We start from the raw sequence: 16,364 nt of genomic DNA, 5'->3' as shown, positions 1-16,364 counted from the left end.
CCTTTAACGTGGCAGGCAACGCAATGACATAGGTTATAGGGGGCAGGGTGGAGTCCAGTTTAGTTTACGGTATTGGCGGGGTGGCGATCGGTGTGCTGCTGGGCTGGTTGATCGCCAGCCTGCGGCTGCAACAGCACAGCGCCCAGCATGAAACTGACCTGCGCTTGCTGGAACAATCCCTGCAACAGGCGCAGCAGGAAACTGCTAGCCGCCAGGAGATGCTGCAACGCCACGAGCAACAACTGCGGCAAAATGAGCTGGAATTGCGGCAGTTACATAGCCAGGTAGCTGCCGGACAGGAGCGGATGCAGCAACTCAATCACTGGCGCAACGAATGCGAGCAGTTGAATCAGGAACTGCGGGCGCAGCGTGAAGTGAACAGCGCCCAGGAAGCGGAACTGCGTGAAGTTACTATTCGCCTGGAAGAAACCCGCATGGCGGCCGAAGAGAAACAGCGGTTGCTGATCAACAGTGAACAACGGCTGACCACTCAATTCGAAAATCTGGCGAATCGCATTTTTGAACACAGCGGCCGCAAGGTAGATGAGCAGAACCAGCAAAGCCTGGATCGCCTGTTGCTGCCGCTGCGCGAGCAACTGGACGGTTTCCGCCGTCAGGTGCAAGACAGCTTCGGCCAAGAAGCTCGTGAGCGCCATACGCTGACGCACGAAATCCGTAACCTTCAGCAATTGAACGCGCAGATGGCGCGTGAAGCTCTTAACCTCACCAAAGCGCTGAAAGGCGATAACAAAACTCAGGGCAACTGGGGGGAAGTGGTGCTGAGCCGGGTGCTGGAGGCTTCCGGGCTGCGTGAAGGGCATGAATATGAAACGCAGGTCAACGTGCGGCTGGATCATCAAAGCCGGATGCAGCCCGATGTGATCGTGCGTTTACCGCAGGGCAAAGATGTGGTGATTGATGCCAAAATGTCGCTGGTGGCTTACGAGCGTTACTTCAATAGTGAGGATGAGTTGGAGCGTGAAGCGGCGCTGAGCGAGCATATTGCTTCGCTGCGTGGTCATATTCGCCTGTTGGGCCGCAAAGACTATCAGCAACTGCCAGGCCTGCGTTCGCTGGATTACGTGCTGATGTTTATCCCGGTGGAACCCGCGTTTCTGCTGGCGATCGATCGTGAACCGGAACTGATCAGCGAAGCATTAAAGCACAACATTATGCTGGTGAGCCCCACCACGCTGCTGGTGGCGCTGCGCACCATCACCAATCTGTGGCGTTACGAGCATCAAAGCCAGAATGCCCAACGCATTGCCGATCGTGCTGCGCGGTTGTATGACAAGATGCGGCTGTTCGTTGACGATATGTCGGCGCTGGGGCAAAGCCTGGACAAAGCACAGGGCAGCTATCGCCAAGCGATGAGCAAACTGAGCGAAGGGCGTGGTAACCTTATCGGCAGGATTGAGGGCTTCCGCGCGCTGGGGGTTGAGGTCAAACGACCCATCCAACCGTTGCTGGCACAGCAGGCCAGCGCCGAACATGACGACGAGGCCGATGACGAGATCGACGCGTTGCCCGAAGCCGTCGACGATGATAACACCGAAGAACCGCGCTCCGCATCGCGGGGGTGAAAGCCTTTGCAAGGTGGGGTGTTTCGCCGGTTTTCTGGTACACTCCACCACACAAAATTGACTGAATAGCAGGCAGGACAATGGCAGATCAAACGCAGGAAACCACTGATTTTGGTTTTCGCACCGTGGCAAGAGAGGAAAAACAGGCCATGGTGGCCAATGTTTTTCACTCGGTAGCCGCAAAGTATGACGTGATGAACGACCTGATGTCGTTTGGCATCCACCGTATCTGGAAGCGTTTCACCATTGATTGCAGCGGCGTGCGCCGTGGCCAGCGCGTGCTGGATCTGGCGGGCGGAACCGGCGATCTGGCGGCCAAGTTTTCCCGCATGGTGGGTGAGCAAGGGCAGGTGGTGCTGGCGGATATCAACGATTCGATGCTGAAAATGGGGCGCGAAAAACTGCGCGATCTCGGCATCGTCGGTAACATCAATTACGTGCAAGCCAACGCCGAAGCCCTGCCGTTCCCAGACAACTATTTCGATTGCATCACCATCTCCTTTGGCCTGCGCAACGTCACTGATAAAGACAAAGCGCTGCGCTCGATGTTCCGCGTGCTGAAGCCGGGCGGCCGCCTGCTGGTGCTGGAATTCTCCAAACCGCTGCTGGAACCGCTGAGCAAAGCCTACGATGCCTACTCTTTCCACGTGCTGCCAAAAATCGGTGAGCTGGTGGTGAAAGATCCGGACAGTTACCGCTATCTGGCGGAGTCGATCCGCATGCATCCGGATCAGGATACGCTTAAGGGGATGATGGCGAACGCCGGTTTCGAAAACGTCAGCTATTTCAACCTGACTGGTGGCATTGTGGCTCTGCACCGAGGCTTCAAGTTCTGATATGGAAATGCCGATACTGTTAACCCCGTTACTGACCGGCGTAGTAGAAACTTCGCTCAATAGTCTGCTATTTCGCGATCGCAGCATGAAGGCCGCGCGTCAGCGGCTGGTGGGGAAAGTGTTGCGCATCGAATTGCAGGAACTCAGTGCGCCGCTGGTGCTGGTGTTCAGCGAGCAACGGGTCGATGTGCTCGGCCAGTCTGAAGATAGCGCGGATTGCACCGTGCAAACCCGCCTGTCGGTACTGCTGAAATTGCGCGATCGCCAGCAGCTTTCGCCGCTGATGCGCAGCGGTGAACTGATCGTCGAAGGCGATATTCAGGTGGTGCAACAGTTGGTGGCGCTGCTCGATCTGGCGGAATGGGATCCGGCGGAATGGTTGGCACCCTATATCGGTGATATCGCCGCGCAAGGGATCAGCCAGATCGTCGGCAAAGGTGCCAGTCTGTTTAAATCAGGTTTACAACGCCAGCAGCATTATGTGGCGGAAACCTTGACGGAAGAATGGCGCGTGGCCCCTGGGCCGCTTGAAGTGGTGTGGTTTAACGAAGAGGTTGATGCCGCTGCCCGTAGTGCGGAAGCACTGATTGCCCGAATGGACAAGTTGGAGGGTAAACGATGACCCCTGGCGAACTATGCCGCCTGTATTTGATTATCCGCGTTTTTCTCAGCTACGGCTTGGATGAGCTGATCCCCAAAATGCGCCTGACATGGCCATTGCGTTTTGGCCGCCGCCTGCTGTTCTGGATGCCGAATCGCCATAAAGACATGCCGCTGGGCGAACGCCTGCGTTTGGCGTTGCAGGAGCTTGGCCCGGTGTGGATCAAGTTCGGCCAGATGATGTCGACCCGCCGTGACTTATTTCCTCCGCACATTGCCGATCAACTGACGCTGTTACAGGACCGCGTTGCGCCGTTTGATGGCGCGTTGGCCCGCCAGCATATCGAACTGGCGATGGGTGGCCCGCTGGAAACCTGGTTTGATGATTTCGATCAGCAGGCGCTGGCCTCCGCTTCTATCGCCCAAGTGCATACCGCACGGCTGAAAAGCACCGGGCAGGAAGTGGTGCTGAAAGTGATCCGCCCGGACATTGGGCCGATTATCAAGGCCGATGTGCGGTTGATGTACCGCTTGGCGGGCTGGGTGCCGATGCTGATGCCGGATGGCCGCCGCCTGCGCCCGCGTGAAGTGGTGCGCGAATACGAGAAAACCCTGCTGGACGAGTTGAACCTGCTGCGTGAAGCGGCCAACGCCATCCAGCTACGCCGTAATTTCGACGGCAGCCCGATGCTCTACGTGCCTGAAATTTACTCCGATTACTGCCGCGAAAGCGTGCTGGTGATGGAGCGGATTTACGGCATACCGGTGTCGGATATTGAAGCCTTGGAACAGCAGGGTACCAATATGAAACTGCTGGCAGAGCGCGGCGTGCAGGTGTTCTTTACCCAGGTGTTCCGCGACAGCTTCTTCCATGCCGACATGCACCCTGGCAATATTTTTGTCAGCTACGAGCATCCGCAGGATCCGTGCTATATCGGGATTGACTGCGGCATCGTTGGTTCGTTGAACAAGGATGATAAGCGCTATCTGGCGGAAAACTTTATCGCCTTTTTTAACCGTGACTACCGCAAGGTGGCGGAATTACACGTCGATTCCGGCTGGGTGCCGCCTGATACCAACGTAGAAGATTTCGAGTTTGCCATCCGCACCGTCTGTGAGCCGATTTTTGAAAAGCCGCTGGCGGAAATTTCGTTTGGTAATGTGCTGCTCAACCTGTTCAACACGGCGCGCCGCTTCAATATGGAAGTGCAGCCGCAGCTGGTGTTATTACAGAAAACCTTGTTATATGTTGAAGGCTTGGGCCGCCAGCTTTATCCGCAGCTGGATCTCTGGACGACGGCGAAACCGTTTCTGGAAAGTTGGCTGCGCGATCAGGTGGGTATTCCCGCCGTGATCCGGGCGCTGAAAGAAAAAGCCCCGTTCTGGGCCGAGAAACTGCCTGAATTACCTGAACTATTTTACGATAGCCTGCAACAGCATAAACGGTTGCAGCAAAGTGTGGATAAGCTGACCAGCCAGATGCAAGGGCAGCGCATTCGCCAAGGTCAATCACGGTATTTGTTTGGGGTTGGCGCTACACTGTTAGTCAGTGGTACGATTTTGCTGCTGGGAGATGTCAAAGTGCTTCCTGTATGGCTGATTGCCGGTGGCGTGATCGCCTGGTGCGTGGGTTGGAAGCGCACCACCTGAATGAATTCAAAACCCGGTTACAGGTTGTTGCATATCCCATTGAAAGATGAAAAGGGTATAATGCGGCAACATGGAATAACCCTTTAATCTAGAGGCTATTGGAATGGGCGGTATTAGTATTACGCAATTGTTGATCATCGCAGTGATCGTGGTGCTGCTGTTTGGTACCAAAAAGCTCCGTACGCTGGGATCCGATCTCGGTGCATCAATCAAAGGCTTCAAAAAGGCGATCGGTGATGACACTACGCCACCGGCTAACACGGCTGAGAAAAGCAGCCTGGATGACGCTGACTTTACGGCCAAGCCTATCACCGATAAGCAGCCGGAAGTGAAAACCGAAGAGTCGAAGAACAAAGAGCAGGTATAAACCGTGTTTGACATTGGGTTTGGTGAACTGCTGCTGGTGATGGTAATCGGCCTGGTTGTGCTCGGGCCGGAACGCTTGCCGGTGGCGGTCAGAACAGTCGCTGGCTGGATCCGGGCGCTGCGCTCTTTGGCGGCTTCGGTGCAAAATGAGCTTTCGCAGGAGTTGAAACTGCAGGAGTTGCAGGAAAGCCTGAAGAAGGTGGAGAGTGCCGGTTTGCAGAATCTGACACCGGAACTCAAAGCATCCATGGATGAGTTGAAAGAAGCGGCAGAGTCACTGAAACGTTCTTATCATAGCGATCCGAACGAGCCAGCGCACACCATTCATAACCCGGCGGCGACCGACCCTGAAGCGATTCACGACGGTGTCACCCCAGCGGACGCGGTAACCACTGCATCCGTACCAGCCGCTGTGCCGCACTCGGCAGAACCTGTGCCCGCAGTGGAAACTGTTGCTGCAACGGCGCCTGTGACGCAAGCCCCTGCAACGCAGGCCATTCAAGAGCCAGTGGCGGATAAAATCCCTGCGTCTCAACAACCTAGTGGCGAACGTTAAAACATGGCCGTTGAAGATACCCAACCGCTTATCAGTCATTTGATCGAACTGCGTAAGCGGCTGTTGAATTCGATTATCAGCGTGCTGGTGATCTTTCTTGTGTTGGTGTTTTTCGCCAACGACATTTATCAGGTGGTGTCTGCGCCGCTGATCAAACAGTTGCCCGCCGGGGCGAGCATGATTGCCACCGATGTGGCCTCACCGTTCTTTACCCCGATTAAGTTAACGATGATGGTTTCGGTGATCCTCTCCGCACCGGTCATTCTCTATCAGGTTTGGGCCTTTATCGCGCCTGCTTTGTATAAGCATGAGCGCCGCCTGATGATGCCTTTGCTGGTGTCCAGCAGCCTGCTGTTTTATCTCGGTATGGCGTTTGCCTATTTTGTGGTGTTCCCGCTGGCTTTTGGTTTCTTTGCCAAGACTGCGCCGGTAGGGGTACTGATCGCTACCGATATCAACAACTATCTCAACTTCGTTATGGCGCTGTTTATGGCGTTTGGCGTGGCGTTTGAGGTTCCGGTTGCCATCGTTCTGCTGTGCTGGAGCGGTGTGACTACGCCGGACGATCTGCGCAAGAAACGCCCGTATGTGTTGGTTGGCGCGTTTGTGGTCGGCATGTTGTTAACACCACCGGACGTGTTCTCACAAACCCTGCTGGCGATCCCGATGTACCTGCTGTTTGAGGTGGGCGTATTTTGTGCCCGTTTCTACGTCGGGAAACGGCGTAAACCGGCAGAAGAGGATGAAGGTGAAGAAGAGCCGCCTGCGGTTTAATCTCAGCTATTCGATAAGCCGCCCTGATGGGCGGTTTTTGCTTTGGAAAAACCATGTTTGATATCGGCGTTAACCTGACCAGTTCACAATTTGCCAAAGACGTTCCGCAGGTGGTTGAACGCGCGCGAATGGCGGGCGTTACGGGCCTGCTGATTACCGGCACCAACCTGCAGGAAAGCGTGGCAGCCAGCACGTTGGCTCAGCAACAGCGCGGCTATTGCTGGTCTACTGCCGGTGTGCATCCGCATCATGCCAGCAGTTGGAACGCAGAGGTGGCGCAGCAGCTCCGCCAGCTTGCGTTGCGGCCAGAGGTGGTGGCGATCGGCGAATGTGGGCTGGATTTTAACCGCAACTTTTCCACCCCGGCGGAGCAGGAAGCGGCATTCAGTGCCCAACTGGCGCTGGCGGCAGAGCTCAATATGCCGGTATTCCTGCATTGCCGTGAAGCACACGCACGTTTTGCCGCGCTGCTGGCACCCTGGTTGGATAAACTGCCCGCCGCGGTAGTGCACTGTTTTACCGGCACGGCGGAAGAGTTGGCAGGCTGCCTGGCACTGGGCTTGTCGATCGGCATCACCGGCTGGGTGTGTGATGAGCGCCGTGGCCTGGAACTACGGGCGCTACTGCCGCACATCCCTGCCGATCGTCTGCTGCTGGAAACCGACGCCCCCTACCTGTTGCCACGGGATTTGCAGCCAAAACCGGCATCTCGCCGCAACGAACCCTGTTTTCTGCCCCACATTGTCCGGCAGGTTGCTGCCTGGCGACAGGAAGACCCTGAGTGGCTGGGCAGGAAAACCGATGACAACGCCCGCCGGTTGTTCCGGCTGGTATGAGCAAGGAGAAAACTATGAGCTATGCATTTCCGGGCACTTTCCCTGGTCGCCGTATGCGCCGCCTGCGCCGCCATGATTTCAGCCGCCGCCTGATGGCTGAAAATCAAGTGACGGTGAATGACCTGATTTACCCGGTATTTGTGATGGAGGGCAGCAACCGCCAGGAAGCCGTCGCATCGATGCCCGGTGTGTCGCGCATGACCATCGATCTGCTGATCAAAGAGGCGGAAACCATCGCTAAACTCGGCGTGCCGGTGATCTCCCTGTTCCCGGTGATTGAACCCGCGCTGAAGTCACTGCATGCGGAAGAGGCCTATAATCCGGATGGCCTGGTGCAGCGTACCGTGCGTGCGCTGAAAGACGCCGTGCCTGAGTTGGGGATCCTGACCGATGTGGCGCTCGATCCGTACACCACTCATGGGCAGGATGGAGTGATCGACGAGCAGGGTTATGTGATCAACGATATCAGCAAAGATATTCTGGTGCGTCAGGCGCTGTCCCATGCGGAAGCCGGTGCCGAGATCGTCGCACCCAGCGATATGATGGATGGCCGCATCGGGGCGATCCGCGATCGGCTGGAACTGCAAGGCCTGGTCAATACCCAGATCATGGCCTATTCCGCCAAATATGCTTCCTGCTATTACGGCCCGTTCCGCGATGCGCTGGGTTCGAGCGGTAACCTGAAAGGCGGCAACAAGAAGACCTATCAGATGGATCCGGCCAACAGCGACGAAGCGTTACAGGAAATTGCTCAGGATCTGCACGAGGGGGCAGATATGGTGATGGTGAAACCGGGGATGCCGTATCTGGACGTGGTACGCCGCGTGAAAGATACCTTCGGCGTGCCGACCTTCGCTTATCAGGTTTCCGGTGAATATGCGATGCATATGGCTGCGATTCAGAACGGCTGGTTGCAGGAGCAACCGGCGGTGATGGAGTCCCTGATGTGTTTCAAACGTGCAGGGGCGGACGGTGTGCTGACTTATTTCGCCAAGCGTGTTGCGCAGTGGCTGCATGAGGATGCGATGCGGCGTTAATCGGCCAATACCAAACAGGCACCCAAGGGTGCCTGTCAGACTGCTGACTAACCCCACTTCTTCAGGTGGGGTTCTTCTTTTTTAGCGACCGCAGGTCGCGATCGCGATATTTTTCCATAACCCCGTCATTGGCAACTTCTGTTCGCCCAAGGCACCTTTCTGGCCTTCCCAAGACGCTTTCCACCACCGGTAAAGACAATAAAGAAGCGCCAGCAGCGCCATCTTTTTCATATTCTGCGCTGTGGCCGCCAGCAGGCACTGCATCTGCACTTTTGACAGGCCACGGAACCGCGCATATCGATGGCCATGGTGCTGTTTCGCATCCGCGAAGCTTCTCTCCACTGTCTCTTTGCGCCGCGCGTAGATTTTCTTGCCCCATTTCGTCAGCCGTAACCTGTTGGCTTCCTCTTTCGCCTCTTCCCACACATGCCGCGTTATCGTTTTCTGTGCCTTGCTGTTCTGCGTACATTGCTGCCTCTGCTCACACCGCTGGCACACTGCCGGGGGTGAACGGTAATGCCGATAACCGTTACGGTCTGTCGTGCTGTAGACCAGCAACGTGTCTGCCGGGCACACATACACATCACGCTTCTCATCGTACCTGAAGTGCTTTTTCTGGAAGTCATTCTGACCTTTGTGCGGCCGCCGATAGCCGGGAACCAGCGCGATACCCATTTCCTGTGTCAGATGGCACACCGCGGCGGTGAAGTAACCCGCGTCCACGCCCACCGCCACCGGCTCCAGACCGAAGCGCTCTACCTGCCGCTCAAGTCGCCCGATAAAGGGCTGGCTGTCATGGACATTACCCGGTGTCACATGCGTATCCAGGATGATGCCGTGCTTCCCGTCCACCGTGCGGTGGTCCAGATAGAAGAAGCCCTTCGGTTTGTTGTCCCGGTGCATAAAGCCGCTTTCCGGGTCAGTGGTGCTGACTTTGGTGTTCTTAACGGCGACGGCGTTTTCGGGTGTCTTTTTTACGGCGGGCAGCGGCTTTTTTTCGTGCTTCTTCCTGTCGGCCTCTACAGCAGCATCAAGCTGCTCCAGATATTCACTGATGCCCACCGGACGTTCTTCATTCACCGCTCTGCGAGGGTTGGCGTCGGCTTTCAAGTGCGTGCTGTCAGTGTAAAGAACACGCCCGTTGGCCATGCCGCGGCTGAGAGCCTGTTCCACGATGTGGTCAAAAATCTGCTGGAAGACGTCGCTGTGGTTGAAGCGGCGGAGGCGGTTCTGGCTCAGGGTCGAGGCGTCAGGGACTTTTTCGGTGAGGGCCATACGCAGGAACCAGCGATAAGCGACATTGACCTGTATTTCCTTGACCAGACGGCGCTCGCTGGGGATACCGAAGAGATAACCCAGCAGCATCATTTTAATCAGGCGAACGGGGTCAATAGCGGGTCTGCCGTTATCAGGACAATAGAGATGAGCAACGGCATCGCGGATAAATTCAAAATCGATGGCGGCATCGATTTGGCGAACCAGATGGTCTTCAGGGACCAACTCATCCAGGGTGATGGTTTCAAACTGATATTGCTGGGGAGAGGGTGTTTTGAGCATGGCAGTCAGTCCATTTTTTGCACTGACCTTATTAGATCAAAGTCCTGGCCTCACGGCCAGGACTTTGTCATCAATCTGACAGGCACCCAAGGGTGCCTGTTCGCATTACAGCTTCTGGAATTGCCGGTTATCAATACTTTGGCTGACCTGTTTGTTGATCAGGTTCAGCAACAGCATGGAACGGGTTTCACCATCCGGTTCGGTGTAGATCGCCTTTAAGCCTTCAAAGACTCCGTTGGTAATCAACACGGCATCGCCCGGCTGTGGGGTTTGTGGATCGACATAATGCTCATCACCGTGTGCCTGAAGCTCTTCAATAACCTGTAGCGGAATGAGAGCCGGTAAAGCCCCAAAACGCACAAAGTGACTGACACCTCGGGTTGCGCTGATCGTGGTGGTATGAATGCGCTCCGGATCGAACTCGACGAACAGATAGTTGGGAAATAACGGCTCATCGACCGCAATACGCTTACCGCGTACGATCTTTTCCAGCGTGATAATCGGGCTTAGACAGTTCACTTCTTGCCGCACCAAGTGTTCCTGCGCCCGTAAAAGTTGGCCACGCTTACAATAAAGTAAATACCAAGATTCCATAATTTCACATGCCTTTCTGTCAGCCAGTAAGCATAGCAAAAGCCGCAACGGATACCTAGTAACGCGGATTTTCTGTCTGTGACAATCTCTATCTGTATGAATCTTTGGCTGTCAGGGGAATATCACACACTTATCTACCCTGCTCAGGTATAACAGTAGGCTTTAAATTTGTTACTGTCACAGTATTGTAGGCGTGTCAGATGACCAATGTGACGTCATTATCATTTCTGAATTGAGGGAGAGACATGGAGCTATTTCTGCTGAGTAACGGCAAACTTTCCGGTGAGGCCGAACTGCTCGGCTATGCCAAAAACCAACTGTTGGCGATGATTGAACGCTGTAAGATCGCCTCTGCGGTATTAATCCCTTATGCACTGATCCGCAGCGATTACGATCAGCGGGCGCAAGAGCTGACCCAGGCGTTGGGTATCAAGGTCACCAGCATTCATCATGCCGAGTCTCCGGCGGCGGCGATCGCGCAGGCCGAATGCATCCTGATCAGCGGTGGCAATACCTGGATGCTGAACCAGATGCTGCACGAACAGAGCCTGATCGTGCCCATCCAGCGCGCGGTGCGTGAACGTAATGTGCCTTACGTAGGTTGGAGCGCGGGCTGCAACGTGGCGACACCGAGTATCCGTACCACCAACGATATGCCAGTGCGTAACAGCGTAGTGCTACCCGCCCTGGGCCTGTTCCCGTTGCAGATTAATCCGCACTATATCGATGCCCATATCAGTGGCCACATGGGGGAAACCCGTGATGAGCGATTGGCAGAGTTTTGCGCGGTCAACCCGAGCGAGTCGGTGGTGGCATTGCGCGAAGGCAGCCTGTTGCACGTCAGCGGTAACGATCTGCGTTATTTCAGTGCCAAGCAGCAGGGTTTCAAGGTGTTCCGCCATGGGGTAGAGACGCAGGAGTATCACGACACGCAGGCATTGCGCCCGCTAGTGCCGTTTACCTGTCATTGATCCGTTGAGCTTCGTTTAACAAAATTGCAGCAACAACCCTGAAGAGGGCTTATAATGCCCTCCTCACTGGCCGTTATAATGATCATCATGAAATACCGTGACTTACGTGATTTCCTCTCGTTGCTGGAAAAGAGAGGGGAATTAAAACGCATCAGCCAGCCGATTGATCCTTATCTGGAAATGACAGAAATTGCCGATCGCACCTTGCGTGCGGGCGGCCCGGCGTTGCTGTTCGAAAACCCGAAAGGTTACGACATGCCGGTGCTGTGCAATCTGTTCGGTACCACCCAGCGCGTGGCGATGGGCATGGGCCAGGAAGACGTTAGCGCGCTGCGTGAGGTCGGCAAGCTGCTGGCGTTCCTTAAAGAGCCGGAGCCGCCGAAAGGCTTCCGCGATCTGTTCGATAAAATCCCCAAATTCAAACAGGTGCTCAACATGCCGACCAAGGTGTTGGGTTCCGCGCCGTGTCAGGAACAGGTCTGGCAGGGGGATGATGTTGATTTGGGCCGTATCCCGATTATGCATTGCTGGCCGGAAGATGCCGCACCGCTGGTGACCTGGGGGCTGACCGTGACGCGCGGTCCGCACAAAGAGCGCCAGAATCTGGGCATCTACCGCCAACAGGTGCTGGGCAAGAACAAGCTGATTATGCGTTGGTTGTCGCATCGCGGTGGCGCGCTGGATTATCTGGAATGGTGTCAGACCCATCCCGGTGAGCGTTTCCCGGTCGCGGTTGCCTTGGGGGCCGATCCTGCCACCATTCTCGGCGCAGTCACGCCGGTGCCGGATAACCTTTCCGAATATGCGTTCGCCGGGCTGCTGCGCGGCAACAAGACCGAAGTGGTCAAATGCCTCTCTAACGATCTTGAAGTTCCTGCCAGCGCCGAGATTGTGCTGGAAGGCTATATCGATCCGGGTGAGATGGCACCGGAAGGCCCGTATGGCGATCACACTGGTTACTACAACGAGATTGACCACTTTCCGGTCTTTACCGTCACCCATATTACCCAGCGGCGGAACGCGATTTACCACTCGACCTATACCGGCCGCCCGCCGGATGAACCGGCGATTTTGGGCGTGGCGCTTAACGAAGTCTTTGTGCCGATCCTGCAAAAACAGTTCCCGGAAATTGTGGATTTCTATCTGCCACCGGAAGGGTGTTCCTACCGCCTGGCGGTGGTTACCATCAAAAAACAGTATGCTGGGCATGCCAAACGCGTAATGATGGGGGTCTGGTCTTTCCTGCGCCAATTCATGTATACCAAGTTTGTTATCGTGTGCGATGACGACGTGAATGCGCGCGACTGGAATGACGTGATTTGGGCCATTACCACCCGTATGGATCCGGCAAGGGATACCGTCTTGGTGGAGAATACGCCGATTGATTATCTGGATTTCGCTTCGCCAGTTTCTGGTCTTGGCTCGAAAATGGGCCTGGATGCCACCAATAAATGGCCGGGAGAAACCCAGCGTGAGTGGGGCCGTCCGATTAAGATGGATGAAAAGGTGCGTGCGCGCATCGATGAAATCTGGGACGAGCTCGCCATATTCAGTGACAGAGAACCGACGCTGTAGCGTCAGGCTTTGTACTCAGCTTTGCATTGATGACCCGACAGAGGGAACGCATGACAATATTGAGCTGTAAAGTGACCTCCGTAGAGGCCATTACCGATACCGTTTATCGGGTACGTTTAGTACCTGAAGGATCGTTTTCGTTCCAGGCAGGGCAATACTTGATGGTAGTGATGGACGAGCGTGATAAGCGCCCGTTCTCTCTTGCTTCGACACCGGCACAGCAGGACTATATCGAATTGCACATTGGTGCTTCGGAACTGAATCTGTACGCAATGGCGGTGATGGAGCGAATCCTCAAAGAGCAGGCGATCACCGTGGATATCCCGCACGGTGACGCTTGGCTGCGTGAAGAGGGGAACCGTCCGCTGGTGCTGATTGCGGGTGGGACCGGGTATTCTTATGCCCGTTCTATCCTGTTGGCCGCGCTGGAACGGCAGCCAGATCGTGAAATCTCCATTTACTGGGGCGGGCGTGAACTGAAGCACCTTTATGATCTCAGCGAACTGAAAAACCTTTCGATGCAGTACCCTAATCTAAAGGTGATCCCGGTGGTGGAACAGCCAGAGAGTGATTGGCGTGGCCGTAGCGGTACCGTATTAAGTGCGGTATTGCAGGATTTCGGTTCACTGGCAGAGCATGACATCTATATTGCTGGCCGTTTCGAGATGGCGAAAATTGCTCGTGAGCGTTTTTGTGCCGAGCGTGGCGCTTTAGAAGCGCATATGTATGGCGATGCATTCTCGTTTATCTGATCAAACACGCAGCAGTAAAAACGGGGTGGCCAAGCGCGCCCCGTTTTTATTGGGGCCGGTGCAGATTTTGGGCATAAAATCTATGGTCACCCCCGTTTTTGCAACACTGATTTTGATTTATGATGGGCTTGCTTAAATCTATCCGGCGTCACTATGGGCAAGGATGCCCGCGCCACGATGAGTTCCGCGCCTGATAAACCTAAAAAACCCGGCGGCTTCCAAGAGCCATTTTTTATGTTAGGTTTTTCATCAGGCCGTTTGGCCGTTCATGTCATCAATAATCAGTCTTCGCAAAACCAGATGGGTAACTACTTTAATTAGCGTTAAATCTGTCGGTTAGGGCAGGTTTAACGCTACCTTTCGAACACGGTTTGCCCTGTCGTTACTGCCCACGCTATCCGAGCGAGTTTGTTAGCCAACGCGCAAGCAACGACATTGGAATGCTTTCGTGTCAGTTGCTCTCTGACCCAGTCGGCAAGATGTCCTGACTGGGAGTCAATGTGCTGGAGAAAAACCCTGGCACACTGAACAAGCAACTGGCGCAACTTTTTATCACCGCGTTTACTTATCCCCAGTAACGTATTTTTCCCGCCAGTGCTGTGCTGTCGGGGAACTAAACCTGTTGCAGCCGCAAAATCACGGCTGCGAGCATATTGTTTGCCATCCCCCAGGTGAGAGGACAAAACGCTGGCGGTTATAGGACCGATGCCAGGGATGATCAATAAGCGCTGCCCGGTATCATCACGGCTCAGCTCTTGCTTCAACGCCACTTCCAGTTCTGTGATCTGTTCGACCAGATAAAGGTAATGGGCGTGTAAACGCATAAGCAGTTGTGCCAGATAGGGCGGAAGCTCATTATCTGCCAGTACCGCAGCAAGGCGTTTTATCACTGTAATCCCGACCGGCATGCTGATGCCAAACTCCAGCAAAAAAGCATGCATCTGGTTGGTTGTTTTGACCTTGTCTCTAACCAGCGACTCCCTGACGCGATGTAAAGCTCGCATGGCCTGCTGAGCCTCAGTTCTCGGCTGTACAAACCGCATGGAAGGACGTGAGGCAGCCTCACATATCGCTTCAGCATCGACGAAATCATTCTTGTTGCTCTTAACAAAAGGACGGACAAACTGCGGAGAAATAAGCCTGGCCTCATGGCCTAAGTCTGATATGCGACGAGCCATAAAGTGCGCACCGGCACAGGCCTCCATAACAACAGTCGCAGAGGAACAGCCAGCGAGAAACTCAAATAACTTGGCTCGAGTAAGTTTTTTACGAAGAAGCGCCCTGCCAGACTTATCCTGACAGTGAACATGGAACGAATGCTTGCCGAGAGCGATACCGATGAGTGTAACGTTTTGCATGATGATCCCCTTCAGAAAAAAAACACCCTGTCAGAGTACCGCTCACAGGGTGGGGGTGACCATCTCATTAACCCGCCCCTGACAGGCGGGAAGTACAGCAACTAAACTATGAGGGATGCCCCGGCGGGCATCCAAGCAGACACAGCTAAACGCGTTCAAACACCGTTGCGATCCCCTGACCCAGGCCGATGCACATGGTCGCCAGGCCGAACTGCACATCGCGGCGCTCCATGTTATTCAGCAGGGTAGTGGAGATACGTGAACCGGAACAGCCCAACGGGTGGCCGAGCGCGATCGCGCCGCCGTTCAGGTTCACTTTATCGTCCATACTTTCCAGCAACCCAAGATCTTTGATACAGGGCAGAGACTGGGCAGCAAAAGCTTCATTCAGTTCAAACAGACCGATATCCTGCACGCTTAAACCTGCGCGTTTCAGCGCCAGTTTACTGGCAGGCACCGGGCCGTAACCCATGATGGAAGGATCGCACCCGACCACGGCCATCGAACGGATACGCGCGCGGGCTTTCAAACCCAACGCTTTAGCGCGCGATTCGCTCATAATCAACATTGCAGAGGCGCCGTCGGACAATGCCGAAGAGCTGCCCGCCGTCACGGTGCCATTCACCGGATCGAATGCCGGGCGCAACGCGGCCAGGCTGGCGACGGTGGTTTCCGGGCGGATCACTTCGTCATAATCGTAACGTGTCAGCACGCCGTCGGCGTCGTGGCCGCTGGTCGGGATAATTTCATTTTTGAAGTACCCGGCCAAAGTGGCGGCATGTGCGCGCTGATGTGAACGTGCGGCGAACTCATCCTGCATTTCACGGCTGATGCCATGTATCTTGGCCAGCATCTCTGCGGTGAGGCCCATCATCCCGGCGGCTTTGGCCACGGTACGGCTCAAGCCTGGGTGGAAGTCCACGCCGTGGTTCATCGGCACGTGGCCCATATGCTCAACGCCGCCAATCAGGCTGACCTGCGCGTCGCCGACCATAATAGCGCGAGCGGCATCGTGCAAAGCCTGCATGGATGAACCGCACAGGCGGTTCACCGTCACTGCCGGTACGCTGTGGGGAATCTCTGCCAGCAGCGCGGCGTTGCGAGCGATGTTAAAACCTTGCTCCAGCGTTTGTTGTACGCAACCCCAGTAAATGTCGTCAATCTCGGCGGCATTCAGCGCCGGGTTGCGGCTCAGCACGGCACGCATCAGGTGAGCGGAGAGATCTTCGGCGCGTACCTGGCGGAAGGCGCCGCCTTTTGAGCGGCCCATCGGCGTACGTACGGCATCAACAATAACTACATTTTCCATCTTTATGACC

General features: G+C 55.3%; 18 protein-coding genes. 14 read left to right on the top strand and 4 right to left on the bottom strand.

What is annotated here, in order from left to right:
- Positions 1 to 47 precede the first annotated feature (47 nt).
- The 9 genes from rmuC to hemB all read left to right on the top strand — a co-directional run bounded on the left by rmuC (position 48) and on the right by hemB (position 8,238).
- Positions 48 to 1,583 carry a DNA recombination protein RmuC gene (gene rmuC / locus ACX9GT_RS23860; protein WP_473189008.1) on the top strand — a complete coding sequence of 512 codons (1,536 nt, stop codon included), beginning with the start codon at positions 48 to 50 and terminating at the stop codon, positions 1,581 to 1,583.
- An 80-nt stretch (positions 1,584 to 1,663) separates the two neighbouring features.
- The gene (gene ubiE, locus ACX9GT_RS23855; protein ID WP_473189007.1) at positions 1,664 to 2,419 is read left to right on the top strand and encodes a bifunctional demethylmenaquinone methyltransferase/2-methoxy-6-polyprenyl-1,4-benzoquinol methylase UbiE; all 756 of its coding nucleotides are present in this window, start codon (positions 1,664 to 1,666) and stop codon (positions 2,417 to 2,419) included.
- 13 nt (positions 2,420 to 2,432) lie between these two features.
- Positions 2,433 to 3,041 carry a ubiquinone biosynthesis protein UbiJ gene (ubiJ, locus tag ACX9GT_RS23850; RefSeq protein WP_473191678.1) on the top strand — a complete coding sequence of 203 codons (609 nt, stop codon included), beginning with the start codon at positions 2,433 to 2,435 and terminating at the stop codon, positions 3,039 to 3,041.
- A complete protein-coding gene (gene ubiB, locus ACX9GT_RS23845) occupies positions 3,038 to 4,669 on the top strand; it encodes a ubiquinone biosynthesis regulatory protein kinase UbiB (RefSeq protein ID WP_473189006.1) in 1,632 nt (543 codons plus the stop codon). Before ubiJ ends, ubiB begins: the two co-directional genes overlap by 4 nt.
- A 103-nt stretch (positions 4,670 to 4,772) precedes the next feature.
- Positions 4,773 to 5,036 (top strand): Sec-independent protein translocase subunit TatA, encoded by a 264-nt coding sequence (gene tatA / locus ACX9GT_RS23840; protein ID WP_473189005.1) that lies wholly within the window; start codon positions 4,773 to 4,775, stop codon positions 5,034 to 5,036.
- 3 nt (positions 5,037 to 5,039) lie between these two features.
- Positions 5,040 to 5,591 carry a Sec-independent protein translocase protein TatB gene (gene tatB / locus ACX9GT_RS23835; protein WP_473189004.1) on the top strand — a complete coding sequence of 184 codons (552 nt, stop codon included), beginning with the start codon at positions 5,040 to 5,042 and terminating at the stop codon, positions 5,589 to 5,591.
- A gap of 3 nt (positions 5,592 to 5,594) precedes the next feature.
- On the top strand, positions 5,595 to 6,365 hold the full coding sequence (gene tatC / locus ACX9GT_RS23830) for a Sec-independent protein translocase subunit TatC (RefSeq protein ID WP_473189003.1): 771 nt from the start codon (positions 5,595 to 5,597) through the stop codon (positions 6,363 to 6,365).
- A 53-nt stretch (positions 6,366 to 6,418) separates the two neighbouring features.
- Complete coding sequence (gene tatD, locus ACX9GT_RS23825) at positions 6,419 to 7,201, top strand: 3'-5' ssDNA/RNA exonuclease TatD (protein WP_473189002.1); 783 nt, start codon at positions 6,419 to 6,421, stop codon at positions 7,199 to 7,201.
- Positions 7,202 to 7,215: 14 nt separating this feature from the next.
- Entirely contained in the window at positions 7,216 to 8,238 is a 1,023-nt protein-coding gene (gene hemB, locus ACX9GT_RS23820; RefSeq protein WP_473189001.1) for a porphobilinogen synthase, read from the top strand.
- Positions 8,239 to 8,319: 81 nt separating this feature from the next.
- Here the strand turns inward: hemB and ACX9GT_RS23815 are convergent, their stop codons facing one another.
- On the bottom strand, positions 8,320 to 9,795 hold the full coding sequence (locus ACX9GT_RS23815; protein WP_473188488.1) for an IS1182 family transposase: 1,476 nt from the start codon (positions 9,793 to 9,795) through the stop codon (positions 8,320 to 8,322).
- 105 nt (positions 9,796 to 9,900) lie between these two features.
- On the bottom strand, positions 9,901 to 10,389 hold the full coding sequence (rfaH, locus tag ACX9GT_RS23810) for a transcription/translation regulatory transformer protein RfaH (RefSeq protein ID WP_473189000.1): 489 nt from the start codon (positions 10,387 to 10,389) through the stop codon (positions 9,901 to 9,903).
- A gap of 245 nt (positions 10,390 to 10,634) precedes the next feature.
- Between rfaH and pepE the strand changes: the two genes are divergently transcribed.
- Genes pepE through ACX9GT_RS23785 form a run of 5 tightly spaced genes read left to right on the top strand, consistent with a single transcriptional unit; the run spans position 10,635 to position 14,008 of the window.
- A complete protein-coding gene (gene pepE, locus ACX9GT_RS23805) occupies positions 10,635 to 11,360 on the top strand; it encodes a dipeptidase PepE (protein WP_473188999.1) in 726 nt (241 codons plus the stop codon).
- A 54-nt stretch (positions 11,361 to 11,414) separates the two neighbouring features.
- A complete protein-coding gene (ubiD, locus tag ACX9GT_RS23800) occupies positions 11,415 to 12,935 on the top strand; it encodes a 4-hydroxy-3-polyprenylbenzoate decarboxylase (protein WP_473188998.1) in 1,521 nt (506 codons plus the stop codon).
- Positions 12,936 to 12,985: 50 nt separating this feature from the next.
- Complete coding sequence (fre, locus tag ACX9GT_RS23795; protein ID WP_459400911.1) at positions 12,986 to 13,687, top strand: NAD(P)H-flavin reductase; 702 nt, start codon at positions 12,986 to 12,988, stop codon at positions 13,685 to 13,687.
- Entirely contained in the window at positions 13,662 to 13,823 is a 162-nt protein-coding gene (locus tag ACX9GT_RS23790) for a hypothetical protein (protein WP_473191689.1), read from the top strand. The genes fre and ACX9GT_RS23790 overlap by 26 nt, the downstream gene beginning before the upstream one ends.
- Positions 13,824 to 13,840: 17 nt before the next feature.
- Complete coding sequence (locus tag ACX9GT_RS23785) at positions 13,841 to 14,008, top strand: hypothetical protein (protein ID WP_473188563.1); 168 nt, start codon at positions 13,841 to 13,843, stop codon at positions 14,006 to 14,008.
- A 32-nt stretch (positions 14,009 to 14,040) separates the two neighbouring features.
- Here the strand turns inward: ACX9GT_RS23785 and ACX9GT_RS23780 are convergent, their stop codons facing one another.
- Together ACX9GT_RS23780 and fadA are read right to left on the bottom strand one after the other, a co-directional pair.
- Positions 14,041 to 15,045 (bottom strand): IS110 family RNA-guided transposase, encoded by a 1,005-nt coding sequence (locus ACX9GT_RS23780; RefSeq protein ID WP_473188997.1) that lies wholly within the window; start codon positions 15,043 to 15,045, stop codon positions 14,041 to 14,043.
- A gap of 145 nt (positions 15,046 to 15,190) precedes the next feature.
- A complete protein-coding gene (gene fadA / locus ACX9GT_RS23775) occupies positions 15,191 to 16,354 on the bottom strand; it encodes an acetyl-CoA C-acyltransferase FadA (protein ID WP_473188996.1) in 1,164 nt (387 codons plus the stop codon).
- Positions 16,355 to 16,364 lie beyond the last annotated feature (10 nt).

It is taken from the genome of Serratia sp. YWN4 (genome assembly GCF_055790845.1).
The sequence above is the reverse complement of the archived record's forward strand: the minus strand, read 5'-3'. Positions and strand labels throughout refer to the sequence as shown.

Coding starts and splice junctions, on each gene's coding strand:
- fre (WP_459400911.1), top strand. CDS start 12,986: ATGACAATATTGAGCTGTAAAGTGACCTCCGTAGAGGCCATTACCGAT.
- rfaH (WP_473189000.1), bottom strand. CDS start 10,389: ATGGAATCTTGGTATTTACTTTATTGTAAGCGTGGCCAACTTTTACGG.
- ubiB (WP_473189006.1), top strand. CDS start 3,038: ATGACCCCTGGCGAACTATGCCGCCTGTATTTGATTATCCGCGTTTTT.
- pepE (WP_473188999.1), top strand. CDS start 10,635: ATGGAGCTATTTCTGCTGAGTAACGGCAAACTTTCCGGTGAGGCCGAA.
- fadA (WP_473188996.1), bottom strand. CDS start 16,354: ATGGAAAATGTAGTTATTGTTGATGCCGTACGTACGCCGATGGGCCGC.
- ACX9GT_RS23790 (WP_473191689.1), top strand. CDS start 13,662: ATGGCGATGCATTCTCGTTTATCTGATCAAACACGCAGCAGTAAAAAC.
- ACX9GT_RS23815 (WP_473188488.1), bottom strand. CDS start 9,795: ATGCTCAAAACACCCTCTCCCCAGCAATATCAGTTTGAAACCATCACC.
- tatC (WP_473189003.1), top strand. CDS start 5,595: ATGGCCGTTGAAGATACCCAACCGCTTATCAGTCATTTGATCGAACTG.
- ubiD (WP_473188998.1), top strand. CDS start 11,415: ATGCCCTCCTCACTGGCCGTTATAATGATCATCATGAAATACCGTGAC.
- hemB (WP_473189001.1), top strand. CDS start 7,216: ATGAGCTATGCATTTCCGGGCACTTTCCCTGGTCGCCGTATGCGCCGC.
- tatD (WP_473189002.1), top strand. CDS start 6,419: ATGTTTGATATCGGCGTTAACCTGACCAGTTCACAATTTGCCAAAGAC.
- tatA (WP_473189005.1), top strand. CDS start 4,773: ATGGGCGGTATTAGTATTACGCAATTGTTGATCATCGCAGTGATCGTG.
- ACX9GT_RS23780 (WP_473188997.1), bottom strand. CDS start 15,045: ATGCAAAACGTTACACTCATCGGTATCGCTCTCGGCAAGCATTCGTTC.
- ubiE (WP_473189007.1), top strand. CDS start 1,664: ATGGCAGATCAAACGCAGGAAACCACTGATTTTGGTTTTCGCACCGTG.
- ACX9GT_RS23785 (WP_473188563.1), top strand. CDS start 13,841: ATGGGCAAGGATGCCCGCGCCACGATGAGTTCCGCGCCTGATAAACCT.